Source organism: Epibacterium sp. ABV4_022 (assembly GCF_056159345.1).
In genome coordinates this window covers 2,100,830-2,118,547 of record NZ_JBSWVA010000001.1, presented here as the reverse complement: position 1 = coordinate 2,118,547, position 17,718 = coordinate 2,100,830, and the positions used below count along the sequence as shown (strand labels likewise).

Here is a 17,718-nt window from a genome sequence, read left to right as displayed (position 1 = left end):
CACCGCTGGCGTGTTTTCCTGATACAGATCAAAGAGCTGTCGCATACCTCCTCTATACCCCGGTCACAGAGCCCCCTGAACGGAGACACGATCATGAGCAGCCCCCTCGACGGTGTCGTCATCCTTGACCTGACCCATGTGCTGGCTGGCCCTTATGCCTCGATGACGCTGGCCGACCTCGGCGCCCGGGTGATCAAGGTCGAACGCCCCGGCACCGGCGATGACACCCGCGCATTCCCCCCCTTCAAGGACGGCGAAAGCGCCTATTTCGCAACCATCAACCATGGCAAGGAGAGCATCGCGCTTGACTTAAAGAACATCGATGACCGCTCTGTTTTAGAAGCGCTTCTTGCCCGGTCTGATGTCGTTCTGGAGAATTTTCGCCCCGGCGTGATGGAGCGGCTTGGCTATGGCTGGGAGGATCTCAGGATCAAACATCCGCGGCTGATCTATGGCGCGGTGTCCGGCTTTGGCCACACCGGGCCCGAGGCGGCGCGGCCCGCTTATGATATGGTGGTCCAGGCACGGGGCGGCGTGATGTCCATCACCGGCGAACGCGACCGGGAGCCGGTGCGGGTCGGCGCCTCGATCGGGGACATTGCCGCCGGCATGTTCCTGGCCCAAGGCGTCCTGGCGGCGCTCCTGCATCGCCAGCAGACCGGCCACGGGCAAAAAATCGACATCGCCATGTTGGATTGCCAATTGGCGATGCTGGAACACGCCATTGCCCTGACCACCGTGAGCGGTGAGCCGCCGCGCCCCTCCGGCGCGCGTCACCCCTCGATCACGCCCTTTGAGACCTTTCACGCGGCCGACGGGCTGTTTGTCATCGCGGCCGGAAATGACGTGCTGTTCGCCCGGCTCTGCGCGGCCATTCAATTGCCGATCGCCGAAGATCCGCGCTTCAAGACCAATCCAGCGAGATGCGAGAATGCACGTCTTCTCAAACGCTTGATCGAGGCAGTTACACTGGAGGAAGGCAAGCAGCACTGGATCGACCTTCTGACAAAGGCCGGCATTCCGACAGGTCCGATCCAGAATGTCGCGGAGGTCCTGCAAGACCCGCAGATCCGCGCGCGGAACATGGTCGTGGATGTGCTCGACCCGGCCGGACGCCCCACCTATGTCGCCGCCGGAAACCCGATCAAGATGAGCGCCCTGGCCGATCCCGACACCCGAGCCCCCGCGCCCAGCCTGGATGGCGACCGGGCCGAGATTCTCGCTTGGCTCAACAGCACATAGGCGCCGCCGCCCGGGTGCGGCACGCCCAAATCCACGCCCGATGCCGCCGATGTGTCAAAAAATGACGGTGGCTGCCTATCCTCCGGCCAAAAGTGACATATGCTCTGCATGAAATGCGGAAATAAGAGGCTGAGGCATGTCTGACGATCCCCTCGTTGTGTTTACTCCATCCGGCAAACGCGGACGGTTTCCTGTTGGCACACCGGTGTTGACCGCGGCGCGGCAACTCGGGGTGGATCTCGATTCGGTTTGTGGCGGACGCGGGATCTGCTCCAAATGCCAGATCACGCCGTCTTATGGCGAGTTCTCCAAGCACGGGGTGACGGTGGCCGATGACGCCCTGTCCGAGTGGAACAAGGTCGAGCAACGCTACAAAGACAAGCGCGGGCTGATCGATGGGCGTCGCCTCGGCTGCCAGGCCCAGATCGAAAAAGACGTGGTAATCGATGTCCCGCCGGAGAGCCAGGTCCACAAGCAGGTGGTGCGCAAACGGGCCGAGGCCCGCGACATCGTCATGAATCCCGCGATCCGGCTGTTCTACGTCGAGGTGGAAGAGCCCGACATGCACAAGCCCTCGGGCGATCTCGAACGCCTGTGTGAAGCCCTGGACAAACAGTGGGAAATCAAGGATGTAAAGGCCGACATTCACATCCTTCGGCAATTGCAACCGGTGCTGCGCAAAGGGGCCTGGAAGGTGACCGTCGCCGTGCATCTGGGGAATGACTACCAGCCCCCGCGCATCATGCACATCTGGCCCGGATATTATGAGGGCACCATTTACGGGCTTGCGGTAGACCTCGGCTCGACCACCATCGCGGCGCATCTGTGCGACCTCAAGACCGGCGAGGTGCTGGCCTCCTCCGGCATCATGAACCCGCAGATCCGCTTTGGCGAGGATCTGATGAGCCGGGTCTCCTACGCGATGATGAACAAGGGCGGCGATCTGGAGATGACCCGCGCCGTGCGCGAGGGCATGAATGCGCTGTTTGCGCAGATCTCGCAGGAAGCTCAGATCGAGCAGTCGCTCATCATGGACGCGGTCTTCGTCTGCAACCCGGTGATGCACCACCTGTTCCTGGGCATCGACCCGTTCGAACTGGGCCAGGCGCCGTTTGCACTGGCCACTTCTAACGCTCTGGCGCTTGATGCCAGCGATCTGGACCTCACCTTGCACCCGGCGGCCCGGGTCTACCTGTTGCCCTGTATCGCCGGCCATGTCGGCGCCGATGCCGCTGCGGTGGCCCTGTCGGAAGCGCCGGACAAATCCGAAGACCTCGTTCTTGTTGTCGACGTCGGAACAAACGCCGAGATCCTGTTGGGAAACAAGGACAAAGTCCTCGCCTGCTCATCTCCGACCGGCCCCGCCTTCGAAGGGGCGCAGATCTCCTCCGGGCAACGTGCCGCCCCCGGTGCGATCGAGCGGGTCGAGATCAACCCCGACACCAAGGAACCGCGGTTCCGGGTGATCGGATCGGACAAATGGTCCGACGAGGACGGGTTTGAAGAAAGCATCGCAACCACCGGAATTTCCGGCATTTGTGGCTCCGGCATCATCGAAGCGATTGCGGAGATGCGGCTTGCAGGCGTGCTCGATGCCTCCGGCCTCATCGGCTCGGCCGAGCAGACCGGCACTGCGCGTTGTGTCCCCGAGGGGCGCACCAATGCTTATCTGCTCTGGGATGGCAGCGCCGAGGGCGGACCGCGCATCACCGTGACCAATCCCGACATTCGCGCAATCCAGATGGCCAAGGCCGCGCTTTATTCCGGGGCCCGGCTCCTGATGGACAAGATCGGCGTCGATACGGTTGATCGTGTGGTTCTCGCGGGTGCCTTCGGGGCGCATATTTCCGCCAAACACGCGATGGTCCTGGGCATGATCCCGGATTGCCGGATCGAAAAGGTCACCAGCGCCGGCAATGCCGCCGGAACCGGGGCACGCATTGCGCTTCTCAACACCAACGCCCGCAATGAAATCGAGGAAACGGTGCGCCAGATCGAAAAGATCGAAACCGCCGTGGAACCCCGCTTTCAGGAGCATTTTGTCAACGCCTCCGCGATCCCCAACTCTACCGACCCCTTCCCGATCTTGGAGACCGTTGTCACCCTGCCGAATGTGTCCTTTAACGTTGGTGGTGGCGAAGGCGACAGCGCAGGTGGCCGCCGTCGCAGGCGGCGCGGATAAGGCGTTGAAAATTCGCCACGCGCGCACTTGACGACCTTGGCGCAGAGGCATAAAGCTCTGCTCCACAGGCGCGGGTATGATGTAATGGTAGCCTGTCAGCTTCCCAAGCTGAACGCGCGGGTTCGATTCCCGCTACCCGCTCCATTTTGATGACTTCCCTTGATATCAGCCGGTTGCATGGCACCCTTTACGTGGAGTTCATCGGCGACCTCCGTCTGTCCAGCGCGCGCCTGGTGAACGGAGGTGCGCACCCGTCGCCTCCCGGATCGATCAAAAAAGATATTGCGCATCACCGGCGCAGCCCCTACGCCGTTGGACATGAACTTGCGCTTTCTCACCCCGCTCAGCCCCGAGGAACAACTTGCCCACGGGCTGCCTGCCCCTGTGCCCATGGCAATGGCGGACCGGGTGCGGTTTTCCGAGATCGACATCCTGCAGCATGTGAACAACAAAGCCTATCTGGATTGGTTCGAAGCGCTGCGCGTGCATTACTACAATTCCCATTTCCGGCACCACTTTGCAGAGATTGGCGCAGAACCACGCCATGTGGTTCGCAACGCAAATATCCATTACGCAAAGGAAATGGTGCTTGGGGAAACCTACCTGACCACCGCGCGCGTGTTGTCCTTTCGGCGCACCTCCTACACGATGGAGCAGCAGATCTGGTCGGGCGAACTTCGTGCCAGCATGGTCGGCGTCATGGTGTTCCGCACGCCCGATGGCACAAGCGGATGTCCGATCCCCGAGAGCCTGCGGCAACAGTTCATTGATCTGGACGGGGCAACCGAGGACACGTGACCCCGGTCGCCGCAGTCCTGGTCGCTGCTACGGCGCCCAATGAACCTGGCACTCCGACAGAACCGCCTGAATCGGCGCCTCTTCCGGCGGCAGGCTGACGGCACGATCCAGCGCTTCGCGCTTTGCGTCCCCAAAAATCACCAGATGCTTGGCCATGGCACTGTCGAGGATCGGCGCTGTCAGAGTGATCCGCGCCTCCGGTTGGCTGTCGGGACGCATCACCGCCAAGGCACCGGCATCGGCCGACAGCGCCTCTACCAGCCCCGCAACACCGGGAAACAGGGACGCGGTGTGCATGTCTTCGCCCATGCCCAGCAGGACCACCGCCAGATTGCACTGGGATTTCACCTGTTCCGACAGGGAAAGTACTGCGTTGTCAGGTTCTTCGCCCTCGACGTAAAAGGGCAGAAACTGCGCGACGGCGGCCCGGTTGGTGAGCAGTCGATTGCGGATCAGGCGCGCGTTGGATCGCTCGCTGTCGGTAGGCACCCAGCGCTCATCCGTGGCCATCACACAGACATTTTCCCAATCCAGTTCCGCGGCGCAGAGATCATCAAAGATCGGACCGGGCGTCGTACCCCCGGCAACGGCAAGTGCGGCCTGGTCGTGACGCAACAGATGGTTCTTGAGATCGCCGGCAATCCGGTTGGCAACGGCGATCGACAGCATTTCCCTGTCCGGGTATTCTTTGAAATTCATGTAGTTGCTCCTCATTCCTGAGACAGTCCCTCTGGGACGTCTCTGCGCTTGGCAGAACTGTGTCACAGGATGCGAAGCAGGCCAAGAGCGCCCGTTGCGACGGCGCTCTGGGCAGGACGCTCAATTGATGTAGAACTCGCCCACGACATTGCGCCATTCGCCGCTCGACATCATCTTGCGATGGGAAAACCGCACATGATGAAGCGGTCCTTCGATTTCTTCCTTCCAGAAGTCGATGAAGGAAAACAGACGCGGGTGATCCGGCGCCAGATCGTAGTCCTGCCACACGAAGGTGTTCAGGACATGCGCATAATCCGGCATGTGATAGGTAAATTCGGCTGTGGTCAGGCCATAGCCCTTGAGCATCAATTCGGTTTCAGATGGGGCCATGTCGGTCCTCCTTTGACTGATCGATAGCTTCAGCCTACCGCTCAAGAGTAAATTTTCAAATAAATCAGTTTGTTAGCAGATAGCCGGGAGTGCTGCCAAGGTTTGCGAGGCTGCTTGCTTGCACGGTATATGCGCGGTCTGATATGGTGCCTCCACAACATATAGATCCCAAAGAGAAGCGGGCAGCCAACGTGAGCGATACGCCGGAAACTCCTGAAAACCCTGATGAAAACCTGCCGATGCGTCCATCCTTTGATGGCCCGACGGTTTCCATCGAATCCGAGATGCGCAATTCGTATCTCGACTATGCGATGTCGGTCATCGTCAGCCGTGCCATTCCCGACCTGCGGGACGGGCTGAAGCCGGTACACCGCCGGATCCTCTATGCGATGCATGAGACCGGCAACAGCCACGACAAGGCCTACCGCAAGTCTGCCCGCCCTGTCGGCGACGTGATGGGTAAATACCACCCACATGGCGACAGCGCGATCTACGACGCCCTTGTGCGGATGGCGCAGGATTTCTCCATGTCGCTGCCGCTTCTGGATGGCCAGGGCAACTTCGGCTCCATGGACGGCGATAACCCGGCGGCCATGCGCTATACCGAGGTGCGGATGGACAAACCTGCCGCCTTCATGCTCGCGGACATCGAAAAGGAAACGGTTGATTTCCAGGATAACTACGACGGCAAGGACAAGGAACCCACTGTTCTGCCAGCACGTTTTCCGAATATGCTGGTCAATGGCGCTGGCGGTATTGCGGTCGGCATGGCCACCAACATCCCGCCGCACAATCTGGGCGAAGTGGTCGATGCAACCCTTGCGCTGATCGAAGATCCGGATCTGACCTCAGAACAGCTGATCGACTATGTGCCGGGTCCCGATTTCCCGACCGGCGGCGTGATGCTGGGCCGGTCCGGCGCGCGCAAGGCCTATCTCGAGGGCCGCGGCAGCGTTATCATCCGCGCAAAGGCCCGCGTCGAGGAGATCAGGAAAGACCGCTACGCCATTGTTGTTGATGAGATTCCCTATCAGGTAAACAAGGCGTCCATGATCGAGAAGATCGCCGAACAAGTGCGCGAAAAACGCATCGAAGGCGTGTCTCACGTGCAGGACGAATCCGACCGCAACGGCGTGCGCGTGGTCATCGAACTGAAGCGCGATGCCACCGCCGAGGTCGTTCTGAACCAGCTCTATCGTTTCACACCGATGCAGACGTCCTTTGGCTGCAACATGCTGGCGCTGAACGGTGGCCGTCCGGAACAGCTGACCCTGCGCAAATTCCTCACGTCTTTCATCGACTTCCGCGAAGATGTTGTGGCGCGGCGCACCGCCTACAATCTGCGCAAGGCGCGTGAACGCAGCCACATCCTCTGTGGTCTGGCGGTTGCCGTTTCCAACGTCGACGAGGTGGTCGCCACCATCCGTTCCTCTGCGGATGCCGCCGAGGCCCGTCAGAAACTGATGACACGCCGCTGGCCGGCATCGGAGATCGCTGGCTATATTCGTCTGATCGACGATCCGACCCACACGATGAACGAGGACGGCACCTATAACCTGTCCGAAGTTCAGGCCCGCGCGATCCTCGAGCTGCGGTTGCAGCGCCTCACCCAACTGGGCGTCAAAGAGGTCACCGATGAGCTTGAAGAACTGGCAGCTAAGATCAAGGAATACCTTGAAATCCTGTCCTCTCGTGAGCGCATCATGGGGATCATCGCCGATGAGCTGACTGAGGTCAGAAACAGCTTTGCCGTGCCCCGTCGCACCGAGATCGTCGACTGGTCCGGTGACATGGAAGACGAGGATCTGATCGAGCGCGAGGACATGGTGGTGACCGTGACCTCCGGCGGTTATATCAAGCGCACCCCGCTCGCCGATTTCCGAGCGCAGAAACGCGGCGGCAAGGGGCTGTCGGGGATGCAGACCAAGGAAGAGGACGTGGTCACCACGCTCTTCGTCGCCAATACCCACACGCAGCTCCTGTTCTTCACCACCGACGGGATGGTCTACAAGCTCAAGACCTGGCGCCTGCCGCAGGGTGGCCGGACCTCCAAGGGCAAGGCGATCGTCAATATCCTGCCGATCCCCACGGGGGTGTCCATCGCTGCCATCATGCCGGTGGATCGCGCCGAGGAAGAGTGGAACGATCTGCAGATCATGTTCGCCACATCTGCTGGAACTGTGCGTCGTAACCGTCTGTCGGACTTCACGAATGTCATGCGCAACGGCAAGATCGCGATGAAGTTCGAGGACGACAACGAAGGCACCAAGCTGATCAATGCGCGCATCTGTTCCGAAGATGACGACATCATGCTGGTGACCAATACCGGGCGCGCGATCCGCTTCCCGACGACAGAGGTCCGCGTGTTCAACTCTCGCAATTCCGTTGGTGTGCGCGGGATCAAGCTTGGCGAAGGCGACGAGGTGGTCTCCATGTCGGTGATCCGCCACTCCAAATATACCCCGGAGCAGCGGACGGCTTACCTCAAGATGCGCCGCGCCATGGCCGGTCTCACGGATGAGGATGCCTCTGACGAGGATGCGGTCGAAGATCCGAATTTCTCCACCGAGCTCTTTGCAGAGATGTCGGCGGCGGAAAACCTGATCCTGACCATCACTGCAAAAGGCTCCGGTAAGCTCTCGTCCAGCCACGATTATCCGGTCCGCGGCCGCGGCGGTATGGGCGTCACCGCAATGGACAAGGCAATGCGCGGTGGCGCCTTGGTGGCCTCCTTCCCGGTGGAGCTGGATGACCAGATCATGCTGGCAACATCCAAGGGCCAGTCGATCCGCGTGCCGGTCGATGGCATCTCATTCCGATCCCGCTCCGCGGGCGGCGTGCGGATCTTCAACACCGGTAAGGGTGAAGAGGTCGTCTCGGTCGCCTGGATTGCGGACAACGGTGACGAGGAAGAAACCGTGGAAGAGTAATCTCTTACCGCTAAAACCTCGCGAAAACGCCGCTCCAGATTTGGGGCGGCGTTTTTTGTTTACGCTTCACACAGGTTTTGGGCGCAAAGTTGTCCGTGATTTCCGCGTATTGAGTCGGGAGAAACGGCGCATGAATCTCTACCATTGTCAGATAGACCTCCAACACGAAGCCAAGGCTTTGGCCTTTGCCAGCGCTGTCGAGCAATGGATGGAATATCTGAAAGGTCGCGGTGCGATCACCGGATGGCGTCTGCTCCGGCGTAAGCTGAACCTTGCAAACGATACCTGCAAGGATTTCCTGCTGGAGATCGAGTTTGAGAATATGACGCAGCTCGATCAAGCGTTTCGAATTCTGGGTGAACACGACGAGGAGGTTGCGCGCCTCTATGCCAACGTCAACGCGCTGATCGCGCGGTCCGACTTTGGACTGTATCGACCGTTCCCCGATCCCGAACGCGCCGAGCGCATGGCCCTTATCTGATCTGAAAAAGCCCGGGACATACGCCCGGGCTTTTTCTCATATTTGGCCTGCAAGCACCTGTTACAGATTGTAAATCTCGAAGAACTTAGCCTCAAGATAGGTCATCAGCGGCTGATGCGTCGGTGCGGAACCTGCGGCATGAGTGATGGTGTCACGCGGTTCGCGCAATCCGCCAAACTGTTGCAGGTTGTCACGCAGCCACCCTGTCGCAACAGATGTATCACCTTCGGCAAGCTGCGCATCCAGATCAGCGACATCACGACGCAGCGCCTCATGCAGGCAGCCCGCATAGACATTGCCCAGCGAATAGGTCGGGAAATACCCAAACAGGCCAACAGACCAATGCACGTCCTGCAAACAGCCATTTGAAGGCTTGTCGACCGGGTAACCAAAGTCCGCGAGGAAACGGTCGTTCCACGCAGGTTCGAGATCCTGAACTTCCAAATCTCCCAGCATCAGCGCACGCTCCAGATCGAAACGCAGCATGATGTGCAGGTTGTACTGAAGCTCGTCGGCCTCTGTACGGATGTAGCCATTCTGCACCCGGTTCACCGCCGCATAGAACGCCTCTTCCGAAGAAACACCAATGTCACCAAAGGCTTCTCGCATTTCCTTGAACAACCACCCGGTGAAGGCACGGCTGCGCCCGATCTGGTTTTCATAGATCCGGCTCTGGCTTTCATGCACGCCCATGGACACGCCACGCCCCAGCGACGTCAGCAGATGCACCCGGTCGATGTTCTGTTCATAGGCCCCGTGCCCGACCTCATGAATGGTGGAGTAGATGCAGTTGAACGGATCGAGCGGATTGGTCCGCGTGGTGATCCGCACATCCAGACCGCTGCCGGAGCTGAACGGGTGCACCGCCTTGTCAACGCGGCCATGGCTCATATCGTAGCCAAAGGTCTTGGCGACCTTGCGTGCCAGTTTCATCTGGGCATTCTCGTCAAAGGTGCCCGCCAGACCGGCCGGGGTTGGCTGCTCCAGCACGCGCGCGCGCAGATCCACCAGACTGGGGCGCATGGCATCAAAGATTTCTGCGATTTCAGAGGAGGTTGTGCCCTGCTCGTAATCTGCGACCATCGCATCGTAGAGGTTGCCACCGGCGGCCAGAGCCTGACCTTCTTGTCGCTTTAGCGCCACGACCTCTTCGAGGACAGGCAAGAACGCTGCGACATCCTCATCCGCGCGCGCCTGCGCCCATTTGCCTTGCGCCTCGGACGTTACGCGGGCGATCTTGCTTGCCAGTTCACCGGGCACCTTCACGGCGCGCTCATAGGCACGTCGAATTTCACGCAACTGCGCGGCGCCGATATCGTCCGGTGCCTTGGCGGTCTCCAACCAGTCCGCAACCCGCGGATCTGACCGACGCGCATGCAGCACCGCCTCGATCGCCGCCATCTCCTCACCACGCTGGGGGGCGGCCCCGCGTGGCATCATGGTTTCCTGATCCCAGCCAAGACGGCCCGCGATTTGCCCAAGCGCCTGTGTTTCACGTTCAAAAGCAATCAGTTCGTCGAAAGAACTCATGTATTCAATGTCCTTTGATAGAAGTCGTTACAGGGTAGGCCGCCAGAAAACGCGCCCGCAAGATCAGCACCCAGACCAACACCGCCACCACCTGGTGGACAATGGCGATCTCCACCGGGGCCGCCGTCAGAACGGTCACAATGCCGATGACCACCTGCAGGCTCAAGACCGCAAAGACGGCGTTAAAGGCAAACCGGGTCGCTGCGTGAGCACTGCGTCGCCCGCGCAGCCAGACGAACACGGCGAATGCAAACAAGACGTATCCCGTGACCCGATGAATAAACTGAACCAAGCCCGGGTTTTCAAAGAAGTTTTTCCAGATCGGCTCAATCATGAACGGACGCGGCGGCAGGATCTGCCCGCCCATCAAGGGCCAGTCGGTATAGGATCGCCCCGCATCAATGCCGGCAACCAGCGCCCCGATCAGGATTTGCAGGAAGGCAAAATGCAACAGCCCCGTGCTCATCCCAAAGATCTTGGCCTCCTTCAGGCGCCGCGCCTGCATCAGGTCGCGCTCTTCACGGCCCAGCAGGAACATGAACCAGGCCAGATAGCCGAGGATCACAAAGGCGAGCCCAAGATGCGTCGCCAGCCGATAAGAGGCCACAGCGGTCATGCCCTCACCCAGCGTGACGCCGGACGACACCATCCACCAGCCAATGGCCCCCTGAACACCGCCGAGGACCCCCGGCAGCAGCAAGCGCCCTGTCCAGCCAGTTGGAATGCTGCGGGTGGCCCAAAAGCCCAGAAAACCAACCGCCCAGATCAGGCCAATCACACGGCCAAGCTGCCGGTGCCCCCATTCCCACCAGTAAATCGTTTTGAAATCAGAGAGCTCCATCCAGGAGTTCAACAAGTGATACTGGTCGATCTGCTGGTATTTCTCGAACTCGGACTGCCACTCGGCCTCACTCATCGGCGGGATCGCTCCGGTCACTGGCCGCCATTCCGTGATCGACAGACCGGAGTCGGTCAGCCGCGTCAGCCCGCCCACGGCGATCATCGCCACCACCAGCGCAAACAGAACCGCGAGCCAGACGCGGATTGCACCACGCGCGCCGCGGCGTTTGCGATCAATGCCACCGGGGGTCGGTGTGGGCTGCTGTTTGCTGTCGGAGGACACATCCTCAAAAATCGTGCGATTGCTCATCTTGGCCTCACATCTTCATCTGGCGGGACGCTAGGGTCTGAGGGGTAAAAGGTCCAGACAGAGTTAGTCCGGCCCGTGTTGCTTCCAACGGACCATCTGTCGCATCACGCCGTGCAGCATCTGCACATCCGCGCGCGTGAGGCGCATCCGGCTCCAGAGGTTGCGGAAAACCGTCCTCATGCCCGGCGCCTTTTCCGGCGGGAAGAAATAGCCCGCCTCCGTCAGGCGATCCTCGTAGTGTTTCACCAGCGCCTCGACCTCCTGGCCCGTGGCCCAGTCGGATTTGCCGATCTCGAAAGTCTCATCCGGGACCTGTTCTGCCTGACGACGCCACTCATAGGCCGTGAGCAGGACGCATTGCGCAAGGTTCAAGGAGGCAAACTCCGGGTTGACCGGCACGGTGATGATGGCGTTGGCCTTGGCGATGTCATCATTTTCCAGCCCCGCACGCTCCGGACCAAAGAGAACGGCGACCTTCTCACCCTGCCCCAACAGCTCTGCGGCTTTCTTCATCGCACCTTCGGGGCTGAAGACGGGCTTGGTCAATTCGCGTGGCCGGGCCGTGGTGGCAAAGACATAGGTGCAGTCTGCCAAGGCCGCGGGCAGATCCTGCGCCAGCTGCGCCTCGTCCAAGAGCCGCCCGGCACCGGAGGCCATGGCAACCGCCTTCTGGTTCGGCCAGCCGTCCCGGGGCGCAACAATCCGCATCCGGTCGAGGCCGAAGTTCCACATGGCACGCGCGGCCCCGCCGATGTTTTCACCCATCTGCGGGCGGACGAGCACAAAGTGAGGTTGAGGGCGGTCTGTGGGCATCTGCGAACTCCGGAAAAATCGGCTCTGCCTTACTGTCTGCGCCGGGTTGGGGCAAGCCTTGGCCCTCGGAAAACCTGCGCGATCCGTGCCCAGATCCTTGCGTTGCGCGTGAATTCGGGTAAATACCCGCCAATCAAGCCAACAGGAGCCCTGACAATGGACAGCGCAGAGCAGCAGACACCGGAGCAGCCGCAGATCTATCTGGTCACGCCGCCGAGCTTTGAACTGGGGCAATTCCCGGGGCAGCTGGCGCGGGTGCTGGACGAGATCGAGGTCGCCTGCGTGCGGCTGGATCTGGCGAGCCGGGATGAGGACACGCTGAGCCGCGCCGCCGATGCGCTGCGCGAAGTCACCCATGCACGCGACATCGCGTTGGTGATCTCGGACCATCAGATCCTGGCCGAGCGTCTGGGGCTCGATGGCGTGCATCTGTCGGATTCGTCGAAATCCGTGCGCAGCGCGCGCAAGGCCCTGGGCACCGATACGATCGTCGGCTGTTTCTGCGGCGCCTCCCGGCATGAGGGCATGACCGCGGGCGAAGCGGGCGCGGATTACGTCTGTTTTGGTCCGGTCGGACACTCCGGCCTTGGCGATGGCGCCGTCGCCGAGGTTGAACTGTTCCAGTGGTGGTCCGAAATGATCGAGGTTCCCGTGGTCGCCGAAGGTGGCCTGAACACGGACATCGTGCGCAAGATCTCTCCGTTTACCGATTTCTTTGCCGTGGGCGAGGAAATCTGGCGCGAAGAGGATCCGGTCACAGCCCTGAAAACGCTTCAGGCCGCGATGGGCTGAACGCGACTGCGCCTTGGTGGTCGCCCCGTCCGCCCGGTCCGGGTTGCCCCGTTGGTATTGCGGCGCCCCTGTCGCTGTGCAGCGTGTCGGCCTCATGTGGTATAACGTCGTTCATGCGCACCTGCGATTGTGCTTGCGGGGGGCGACGAAAGGCGGCATGAGATCCATATGACTGAAAGCGCTGATTTTTCCGAACCTGACATTCTCTGTGTCGGCTCCGTCCTCTGGGACATCATTGGCCGCAGTACCATGGAGATGCAGCGTGGCTCTGATATGCCGGGCCGCATCACCCGTCTGCCCGGTGGCGTTGCGATGAACATTGCCATGACGCTGGCGCGGTTTGGCATGAAGCCCGCCGTGCTGAGCGCGGTCGGACAGGACCCGGAGGGCGACGAGCTGGTCACCGCCTGTGGCCACCTCGGACTGATCACCGAATACCTTTATCGCTCTGAAGATCTGCCGACGGATCGCTATATGGCGGTCGAAGGCGCAAATGGGCTGATCGCGGCGATCGCCGATGCGCATTCGCTTGAAGCGGCGGGGGACAAGATCCTGCGCCCGCTGACCAGAGGTCCGCTCGGAACCGAAAATGCGCCCTTTTCCGGCCCCATCGCGCTCGACGGCAATCTGAAGCTGGCGCTGCTCGATGACATTGCCACCCACCCGGCGTTTAATGCCGCGGATCTGCGCGTGGCGCCGGCCTCGCCGGGCAAGGCAGAGCGTCTGCGTCCGTTTCTGACACACAAGCGCGGCACCCTCTATGTGAACCTGGAGGAAGCGGGCCTCTTGTGTCAGGACAGATTCACCGACAGTGAAACCGCCGCGCAGGCGCTCCTGTCCCGCGGGGCCGCCCGGGTTCTGGTCACCGATGGCGGCCAATCCGCCACCGAGGCCGACGCAAGCGCCTCTCGCACCCAAGTTCCGCCACGCGTGACCGTCGCCCGGGTAACCGGCGCCGGCGACACGTTCATGGCCGCCCATATCGCCGCCGAATCTCGGGGCGAGGATCGCGACAGCGCCCTCGCCTCTGCCCTGCGCGCGGCTGCAACCTACGTATCCGGAGAACCACCCCTGTGATCGACATCACCTATTCCGCCGAAGTCGAAGCCGCCCGCGCCGAGGACAAACCGATCGTGGCGCTGGAAAGCACCATCATCACCCATGGCATGCCCTATCCGCAAAACGTCGAAGTGGCGGCGCAGGTCGAGGCCGACATTCGCGCCGCTGGCGCCGTTCCCGCCACCATGGCGGTCATCAAGGGCACGCTGCATGTGGGGCTTGAGGCCGACACGTTGCAATCGCTGGGCCAGGCCGAAAGTGTGGCGAAGATCTCGCGCGCCGATTTTGCCGCCTGCATGGCGTCGGGGGGCACCGGCGCCACCACCGTGGCTGCCACCATGATCGCCGCGCGGCTTGCCGGGATTTCCGTCTTTGCAACCGGCGGTATCGGCGGCGTGCACAAGGGAGCCGAGACCAGCTTTGACATCTCCGCGGACCTGCTGGAGCTGGCACAGACCCCCGTGACGGTTGTCGCCGCCGGCGCCAAGGCCATTCTGGATGTACCCAAGACACTGGAAGTTCTGGAAACCCAAGGGGTTCCGGTCATTGCCTACGGTCAGGACAGCTTCCCTGCGTTCTGGTCGGCAACCTCTGACCTGAGTGCGCCGCTGCGCATGGACAGCGCCGCCGAGATTGCCCGCGCCCACGTCCTGCGCCGCGCGATGGAGCTGCCCGGCGGCCAGTTGGTGGCCAATCCCATTCCGACAGACGAGCAAATCCCGGCAGAAGAACTGGCCCCGATCATTGCACAGGCGCAAAGCGAAGCAGATGCGCAGGGCGTCACCGGCAAGGATGTGACCCCCTTCCTGTTGCAGCGGATTTTCGAACTGACCGAGGGGCGCTCGCTGGAGGCCAATATTGCCCTGGTCCGCAACAACGCGCGGCTGGCGGCAGAAATTGCCAAAGAACTGGCCAGTCGGTGAAACAATCGCAACCGGCGGCATGCGAATCCATTGTCGCGGACCACGACAGTCCCTAACTTGCATGCGAGCCAATCAGACAATCGAATATGAACACGCCATTTGACGATCCTCCTCCCCCGCCGCGCCGCCCCGGGCTCTTTGCCCGGCTGCGGTCCTCCTTTCTGACAGGTATCGTGGTGATCGCGCCGGTTGGTCTGACCATCTGGCTGTTGTGGTCGGTGACAGGCTGGGTTGATGGCGTGGTGCTGCCCCTGGTGCCCAGCACCTTTCAGCCGGAGCAATATATCGGGATCAACCTGCGGGGCGTGGGGCTGATCATCTTTTTGCTGTTCACCATCGTGGTGGGCTGGATCGCAAAGGGCATCATCGGCCGCTCCCTGATCGGCTACGCTGAAAGCCTGGTGGATCGAATGCCGGTGGTGCGTTCGATCTATTCCGGGATCAAGCAGATCTCGGAAACCGTCTTTGCCCAGACCGAGCGCAGCTTTGAGAAGGCCTGCCTGATCCAGTATCCGCGTCGCGGCATCTGGGCGATCGGGTTCATTTCGACGACAGCAAAGGGCGAGATCCTCAAACATGCCGAAACCAGCGGGCGGCTGATCAGCGTCTTTGTTCCCACAACGCCGAACCCGACATCCGGTTTTCTGCTGTATTTCCCCGAGGAAGACGTGATCGAGCTGGACATGAGCGTCGAGGACGCCGCCAAGCTCGTCATCTCAGCCGGTCTTGTCTATCCCAACGGCAAGGACCCGGCCGAGGCATTGGAGCAGAAAGCCGCCAAATAACAGCGGCTTCAGCCAAACATCGCGCCAAGATCCACGGTCTGCCTATGACCGAGGTCATTCATATGCTGGTCAAGAAACCCCTCTGCCGCCTCGCGGCCCGCCACTTTGAGCATATGAAGGATCTGCGGGATCGGTATCAGCTTTGTGGTCACAGAAAGCCGCGTCATCAGGTCATCGTCGGCGATCATATGCACCAGCACCCGCTTCATGCGCCCCTGCTCCATCGTGCCATCGTCAATCAGGCGCTGCACAAAGGAGATCGCCCGCAATTCGCGCAGCAATGAGGAATTGAAGCTGATCTCGTTCACGCGGTTCTGAATGTCATGGGCGGTCTTTGGAACCTCCGCGCGCACCAGCGGATTGATGTTCACGACCACAACATCGTCGGGCAGATCATCGCGAAACAGCGGAAACAGGGCGGGATTGCCCGTAAAGCCGCCATCCCAATAGGCCTCGGTCTGGCCGGTCTTGGGGTTTGGGAGTTCGATCGCCTGAAACAGATTGGGCAAACAGGCCGATGCCAGGATCGCATCGGTTGAGACTTCTGTTCCTGAAAACACCCGCACCTTGCCAGTTTGCACGGACGTCGCGCAAATATACAGATCCGGCCCGGCATCGGCGCAAACCTCGCCAAAATCGAACTGCTCGACAACCGGGCGCAGCGGGTTGCGATAAAACGGTCCGTAGGAATACGGCGACACCGCCTGGCTCATCGCCTCAATCGGCGAGAAGGGGGCCATTACCTTCAGCGTGTTCAGCAACGGGCTGGCGTCGACCCCGGCAATCCAGTTGGCCATGCGCATATCGCCCACGGCTCCCATCCGGGCCCAGAGCCGGTCGAGCGAGGCCTTGGCCCCTGCCCGCCCGTCCCGCGCCATGCCCGCCTTGAGCGCAGCACCATTCAGCGCCCCCGCAGAGGTGCCGGTGATAGCGGCGATTTCCAGATCCTCATCCTCGAGCAACCGATCCAGCACGCCCCAGGTAAACGCCCCATGCGCGCCGCCGCCCTGCAGGGCGAGATTTATGCGTTTCACCATTGGTCTTTCCGTTTGCGAGAGGGACGACCGCCAAACAGAAAGGCGGCCGCGATCGACACCGGTCTCGCCTTTACAGCGCGGTCCAGCCGCCATCGACGCTGATGGTGGTGCCGGTGATCTGTTTCGCCGCATCCGAACACAGGAAATTCACCGTGCCGCCCAGCTGCTCGACGGTGGCGAACTCGCGCGAGGGCTGGCGTTCCAGCATCACCTTCTTGATGACCTCCTCGCGCCCCATGTTGTATTTCTCCATGGTGTCGGGGATTTGCGCCTCGACCAGCGGTGTCAGGACATATCCCGGGCAAACCGCGTTGCAGGTGATCGGCTCTTCGGCGGTTTCCAGCGCCACGGTCTTGGTCAGGCCGACGATGCCATGTTTGGCTGCCACATAGGCCGATTTGAACGGCGAAGCGGTAAGCCCATGCGCGGAGGCAATATTGACCACCCTGCCCCAGCCCGCTGCCCGCATGTGCGGCAGGGCGGCTGCGGTGGTGTGAAACGCAGAGGTGAGGTTGATCGCGATGATCGCGTCCCATTTCTCGGTCGGAAACGCGTCGATGGGCGCCACATGCTGAATGCCGGCGTTGTTCACCAGGATGTCACAGCCGCCGGCCTGATCGATCAGGGCGCGGCACTCCTCCGCCTTTGACATATCTGCTTTGATATAGCGGGCCTCGACGCCAAACTCCTTGGCGATTTCGGCGGCAATGGCGTGATCTTCGTCGCGATCCGTAAAGGAGTTCAGCACCACATTGGCACCCGCGCGCGCCAGCTCTTGCGCGACGCCCAGCCCGATGCCGGAATTGGAGCCGGTCACGATCACGGTTTTACCTGTCACGGACATGTTCTATCCCCTGAATATCCTGAGTAGCGTTGGCGGCAGCTTTGCATGCTGCACCCGCGAAAT

At 61.2% G+C, this 17,718-nt stretch carries 16 protein-coding genes and 1 tRNA gene; 10 read left to right on the top strand and 7 right to left on the bottom strand.

Annotated elements, in window-relative coordinates; all coding sequences use genetic code 11:
• Positions 1–93: 93 nt before the first annotated feature.
• From ACXAF5_RS09980 to ACXAF5_RS09965, 4 genes are all read left to right on the top strand, one after another.
• The gene (locus tag ACXAF5_RS09980) at positions 94–1,242 is read left to right on the top strand and encodes a CaiB/BaiF CoA transferase family protein (RefSeq protein ID WP_474946476.1); all 1,149 of its coding nucleotides are present in this window, start codon (positions 94–96) and stop codon (positions 1,240–1,242) included.
• Positions 1,243–1,378: 136 nt separating this feature from the next.
• Complete coding sequence (locus tag ACXAF5_RS09975) at positions 1,379–3,424, top strand: ASKHA domain-containing protein (RefSeq protein WP_474946475.1); 2,046 nt, start codon at positions 1,379–1,381, stop codon at positions 3,422–3,424.
• Positions 3,425–3,494: 70 nt separating this feature from the next.
• Positions 3,495–3,568 (top strand) — tRNA-Gly (locus tag ACXAF5_RS09970).
• 174 nt (positions 3,569–3,742) lie between these two features.
• Positions 3,743–4,222: an acyl-CoA thioesterase gene (locus ACXAF5_RS09965; RefSeq protein ID WP_474946474.1), complete on the top strand. Its 480-nt coding sequence runs from the start codon at positions 3,743–3,745 to the stop codon at positions 4,220–4,222.
• A gap of 27 nt (positions 4,223–4,249) precedes the next feature.
• On the opposite strand, the gene pgl is transcribed toward ACXAF5_RS09965, so the two are convergent.
• The gene (gene pgl, locus ACXAF5_RS09960) at positions 4,250–4,921 is read right to left on the bottom strand and encodes a 6-phosphogluconolactonase (protein WP_474946473.1); all 672 of its coding nucleotides are present in this window, start codon (positions 4,919–4,921) and stop codon (positions 4,250–4,252) included.
• Positions 4,922–5,041: 120 nt separating this feature from the next.
• The gene (locus ACXAF5_RS09955; RefSeq protein ID WP_239321472.1) at positions 5,042–5,311 is read right to left on the bottom strand and encodes an usg protein; all 270 of its coding nucleotides are present in this window, start codon (positions 5,309–5,311) and stop codon (positions 5,042–5,044) included.
• Between the two features lie 191 nt (positions 5,312–5,502).
• On the opposite strand from ACXAF5_RS09955, the gene gyrA reads away from it, so the two are divergent.
• Together gyrA and ACXAF5_RS09945 are read left to right on the top strand one after the other, a co-directional pair.
• Positions 5,503–8,241 carry a DNA gyrase subunit A gene (gene gyrA / locus ACXAF5_RS09950; RefSeq protein WP_474946472.1) on the top strand — a complete coding sequence of 913 codons (2,739 nt, stop codon included), beginning with the start codon at positions 5,503–5,505 and terminating at the stop codon, positions 8,239–8,241.
• A gap of 130 nt (positions 8,242–8,371) precedes the next feature.
• Positions 8,372–8,722 carry a DUF6614 family protein gene (locus ACXAF5_RS09945; RefSeq protein WP_005615674.1) on the top strand — a complete coding sequence of 117 codons (351 nt, stop codon included), beginning with the start codon at positions 8,372–8,374 and terminating at the stop codon, positions 8,720–8,722.
• 60 nt (positions 8,723–8,782) lie between these two features.
• Here the strand turns inward: ACXAF5_RS09945 and ACXAF5_RS09940 are convergent, their stop codons facing one another.
• From ACXAF5_RS09940 to ACXAF5_RS09930, 3 genes are all read right to left on the bottom strand, one after another.
• Positions 8,783–10,252, bottom strand: a complete 1,470-nt coding sequence (locus ACXAF5_RS09940) for a carboxypeptidase M32 (protein WP_474946471.1) — start codon at positions 10,250–10,252, stop codon at positions 8,783–8,785.
• A 4-nt stretch (positions 10,253–10,256) separates the two neighbouring features.
• Positions 10,257–11,402 (bottom strand): heme A synthase, encoded by a 1,146-nt coding sequence (gene ctaA, locus ACXAF5_RS09935; RefSeq protein WP_474946470.1) that lies wholly within the window; start codon positions 11,400–11,402, stop codon positions 10,257–10,259.
• Positions 11,403–11,465: 63 nt separating this feature from the next.
• Positions 11,466–12,215: an RNA methyltransferase gene (locus ACXAF5_RS09930; protein ID WP_474946469.1), complete on the bottom strand. Its 750-nt coding sequence runs from the start codon at positions 12,213–12,215 to the stop codon at positions 11,466–11,468.
• Positions 12,216–12,371: 156 nt separating this feature from the next.
• On the opposite strand from ACXAF5_RS09930, the gene ACXAF5_RS09925 reads away from it, so the two are divergent.
• The 4 genes from ACXAF5_RS09925 (at position 12,372) to ACXAF5_RS09910 (ending at position 15,774) form a co-directional block, all read left to right on the top strand.
• Positions 12,372–13,007 (top strand): thiamine phosphate synthase, encoded by a 636-nt coding sequence (locus ACXAF5_RS09925; protein ID WP_239359265.1) that lies wholly within the window; start codon positions 12,372–12,374, stop codon positions 13,005–13,007.
• Between the two features lie 168 nt (positions 13,008–13,175).
• Positions 13,176–14,084 (top strand): PfkB family carbohydrate kinase, encoded by a 909-nt coding sequence (locus tag ACXAF5_RS09920; protein WP_239359263.1) that lies wholly within the window; start codon positions 13,176–13,178, stop codon positions 14,082–14,084.
• Complete coding sequence (locus ACXAF5_RS09915; RefSeq protein WP_474946468.1) at positions 14,081–14,989, top strand: pseudouridine-5'-phosphate glycosidase; 909 nt, start codon at positions 14,081–14,083, stop codon at positions 14,987–14,989. Before ACXAF5_RS09920 ends, ACXAF5_RS09915 begins: the two co-directional genes overlap by 4 nt.
• Before the next feature lie 86 nt (positions 14,990–15,075).
• Positions 15,076–15,774 carry a DUF502 domain-containing protein gene (locus ACXAF5_RS09910; protein WP_239321487.1) on the top strand — a complete coding sequence of 233 codons (699 nt, stop codon included), beginning with the start codon at positions 15,076–15,078 and terminating at the stop codon, positions 15,772–15,774.
• An 8-nt stretch (positions 15,775–15,782) separates the two neighbouring features.
• Here the strand turns inward: ACXAF5_RS09910 and ACXAF5_RS09905 are convergent, their stop codons facing one another.
• Both ACXAF5_RS09905 and ACXAF5_RS09900 read right to left on the bottom strand, forming a co-directional pair.
• Positions 15,783–16,811, bottom strand: a complete 1,029-nt coding sequence (locus ACXAF5_RS09905) for a patatin-like phospholipase family protein (RefSeq protein WP_474946467.1) — start codon at positions 16,809–16,811, stop codon at positions 15,783–15,785.
• A gap of 70 nt (positions 16,812–16,881) precedes the next feature.
• Positions 16,882–17,655: a 3-hydroxybutyrate dehydrogenase gene (locus ACXAF5_RS09900; protein ID WP_474946466.1), complete on the bottom strand. Its 774-nt coding sequence runs from the start codon at positions 17,653–17,655 to the stop codon at positions 16,882–16,884.
• Positions 17,656–17,718: the final 63 nt, after the last annotated feature.

Excerpts from the sequence above, each read along its gene's own strand:
- ACXAF5_RS09980 (WP_474946476.1), top strand. The coding sequence starts at position 94 with ATGAGCAGCCCCCTCGACGGTGTCGTCATCCTTGACCTGACCCATGTG.
- ACXAF5_RS09975 (WP_474946475.1), top strand. The coding sequence starts at position 1,379 with ATGTCTGACGATCCCCTCGTTGTGTTTACTCCATCCGGCAAACGCGGA.
- ACXAF5_RS09965 (WP_474946474.1), top strand. The coding sequence starts at position 3,743 with ATGAACTTGCGCTTTCTCACCCCGCTCAGCCCCGAGGAACAACTTGCC.
- pgl (WP_474946473.1), bottom strand. The coding sequence starts at position 4,921 with ATGAATTTCAAAGAATACCCGGACAGGGAAATGCTGTCGATCGCCGTT.
- ACXAF5_RS09955 (WP_239321472.1), bottom strand. The coding sequence starts at position 5,311 with ATGGCCCCATCTGAAACCGAATTGATGCTCAAGGGCTATGGCCTGACC.
- ACXAF5_RS09945 (WP_005615674.1), top strand. The coding sequence starts at position 8,372 with ATGAATCTCTACCATTGTCAGATAGACCTCCAACACGAAGCCAAGGCT.
- ACXAF5_RS09940 (WP_474946471.1), bottom strand. The coding sequence starts at position 10,252 with ATGAGTTCTTTCGACGAACTGATTGCTTTTGAACGTGAAACACAGGCG.
- ctaA (WP_474946470.1), bottom strand. The coding sequence starts at position 11,402 with ATGAGCAATCGCACGATTTTTGAGGATGTGTCCTCCGACAGCAAACAG.
- ACXAF5_RS09930 (WP_474946469.1), bottom strand. The coding sequence starts at position 12,215 with ATGCCCACAGACCGCCCTCAACCTCACTTTGTGCTCGTCCGCCCGCAG.
- ACXAF5_RS09925 (WP_239359265.1), top strand. The coding sequence starts at position 12,372 with ATGGACAGCGCAGAGCAGCAGACACCGGAGCAGCCGCAGATCTATCTG.
- ACXAF5_RS09920 (WP_239359263.1), top strand. The coding sequence starts at position 13,176 with ATGACTGAAAGCGCTGATTTTTCCGAACCTGACATTCTCTGTGTCGGC.
- ACXAF5_RS09910 (WP_239321487.1), top strand. The coding sequence starts at position 15,076 with ATGAACACGCCATTTGACGATCCTCCTCCCCCGCCGCGCCGCCCCGGG.
- ACXAF5_RS09905 (WP_474946467.1), bottom strand. The coding sequence starts at position 16,811 with ATGGTGAAACGCATAAATCTCGCCCTGCAGGGCGGCGGCGCGCATGGG.
- ACXAF5_RS09900 (WP_474946466.1), bottom strand. The coding sequence starts at position 17,655 with ATGTCCGTGACAGGTAAAACCGTGATCGTGACCGGCTCCAATTCCGGC.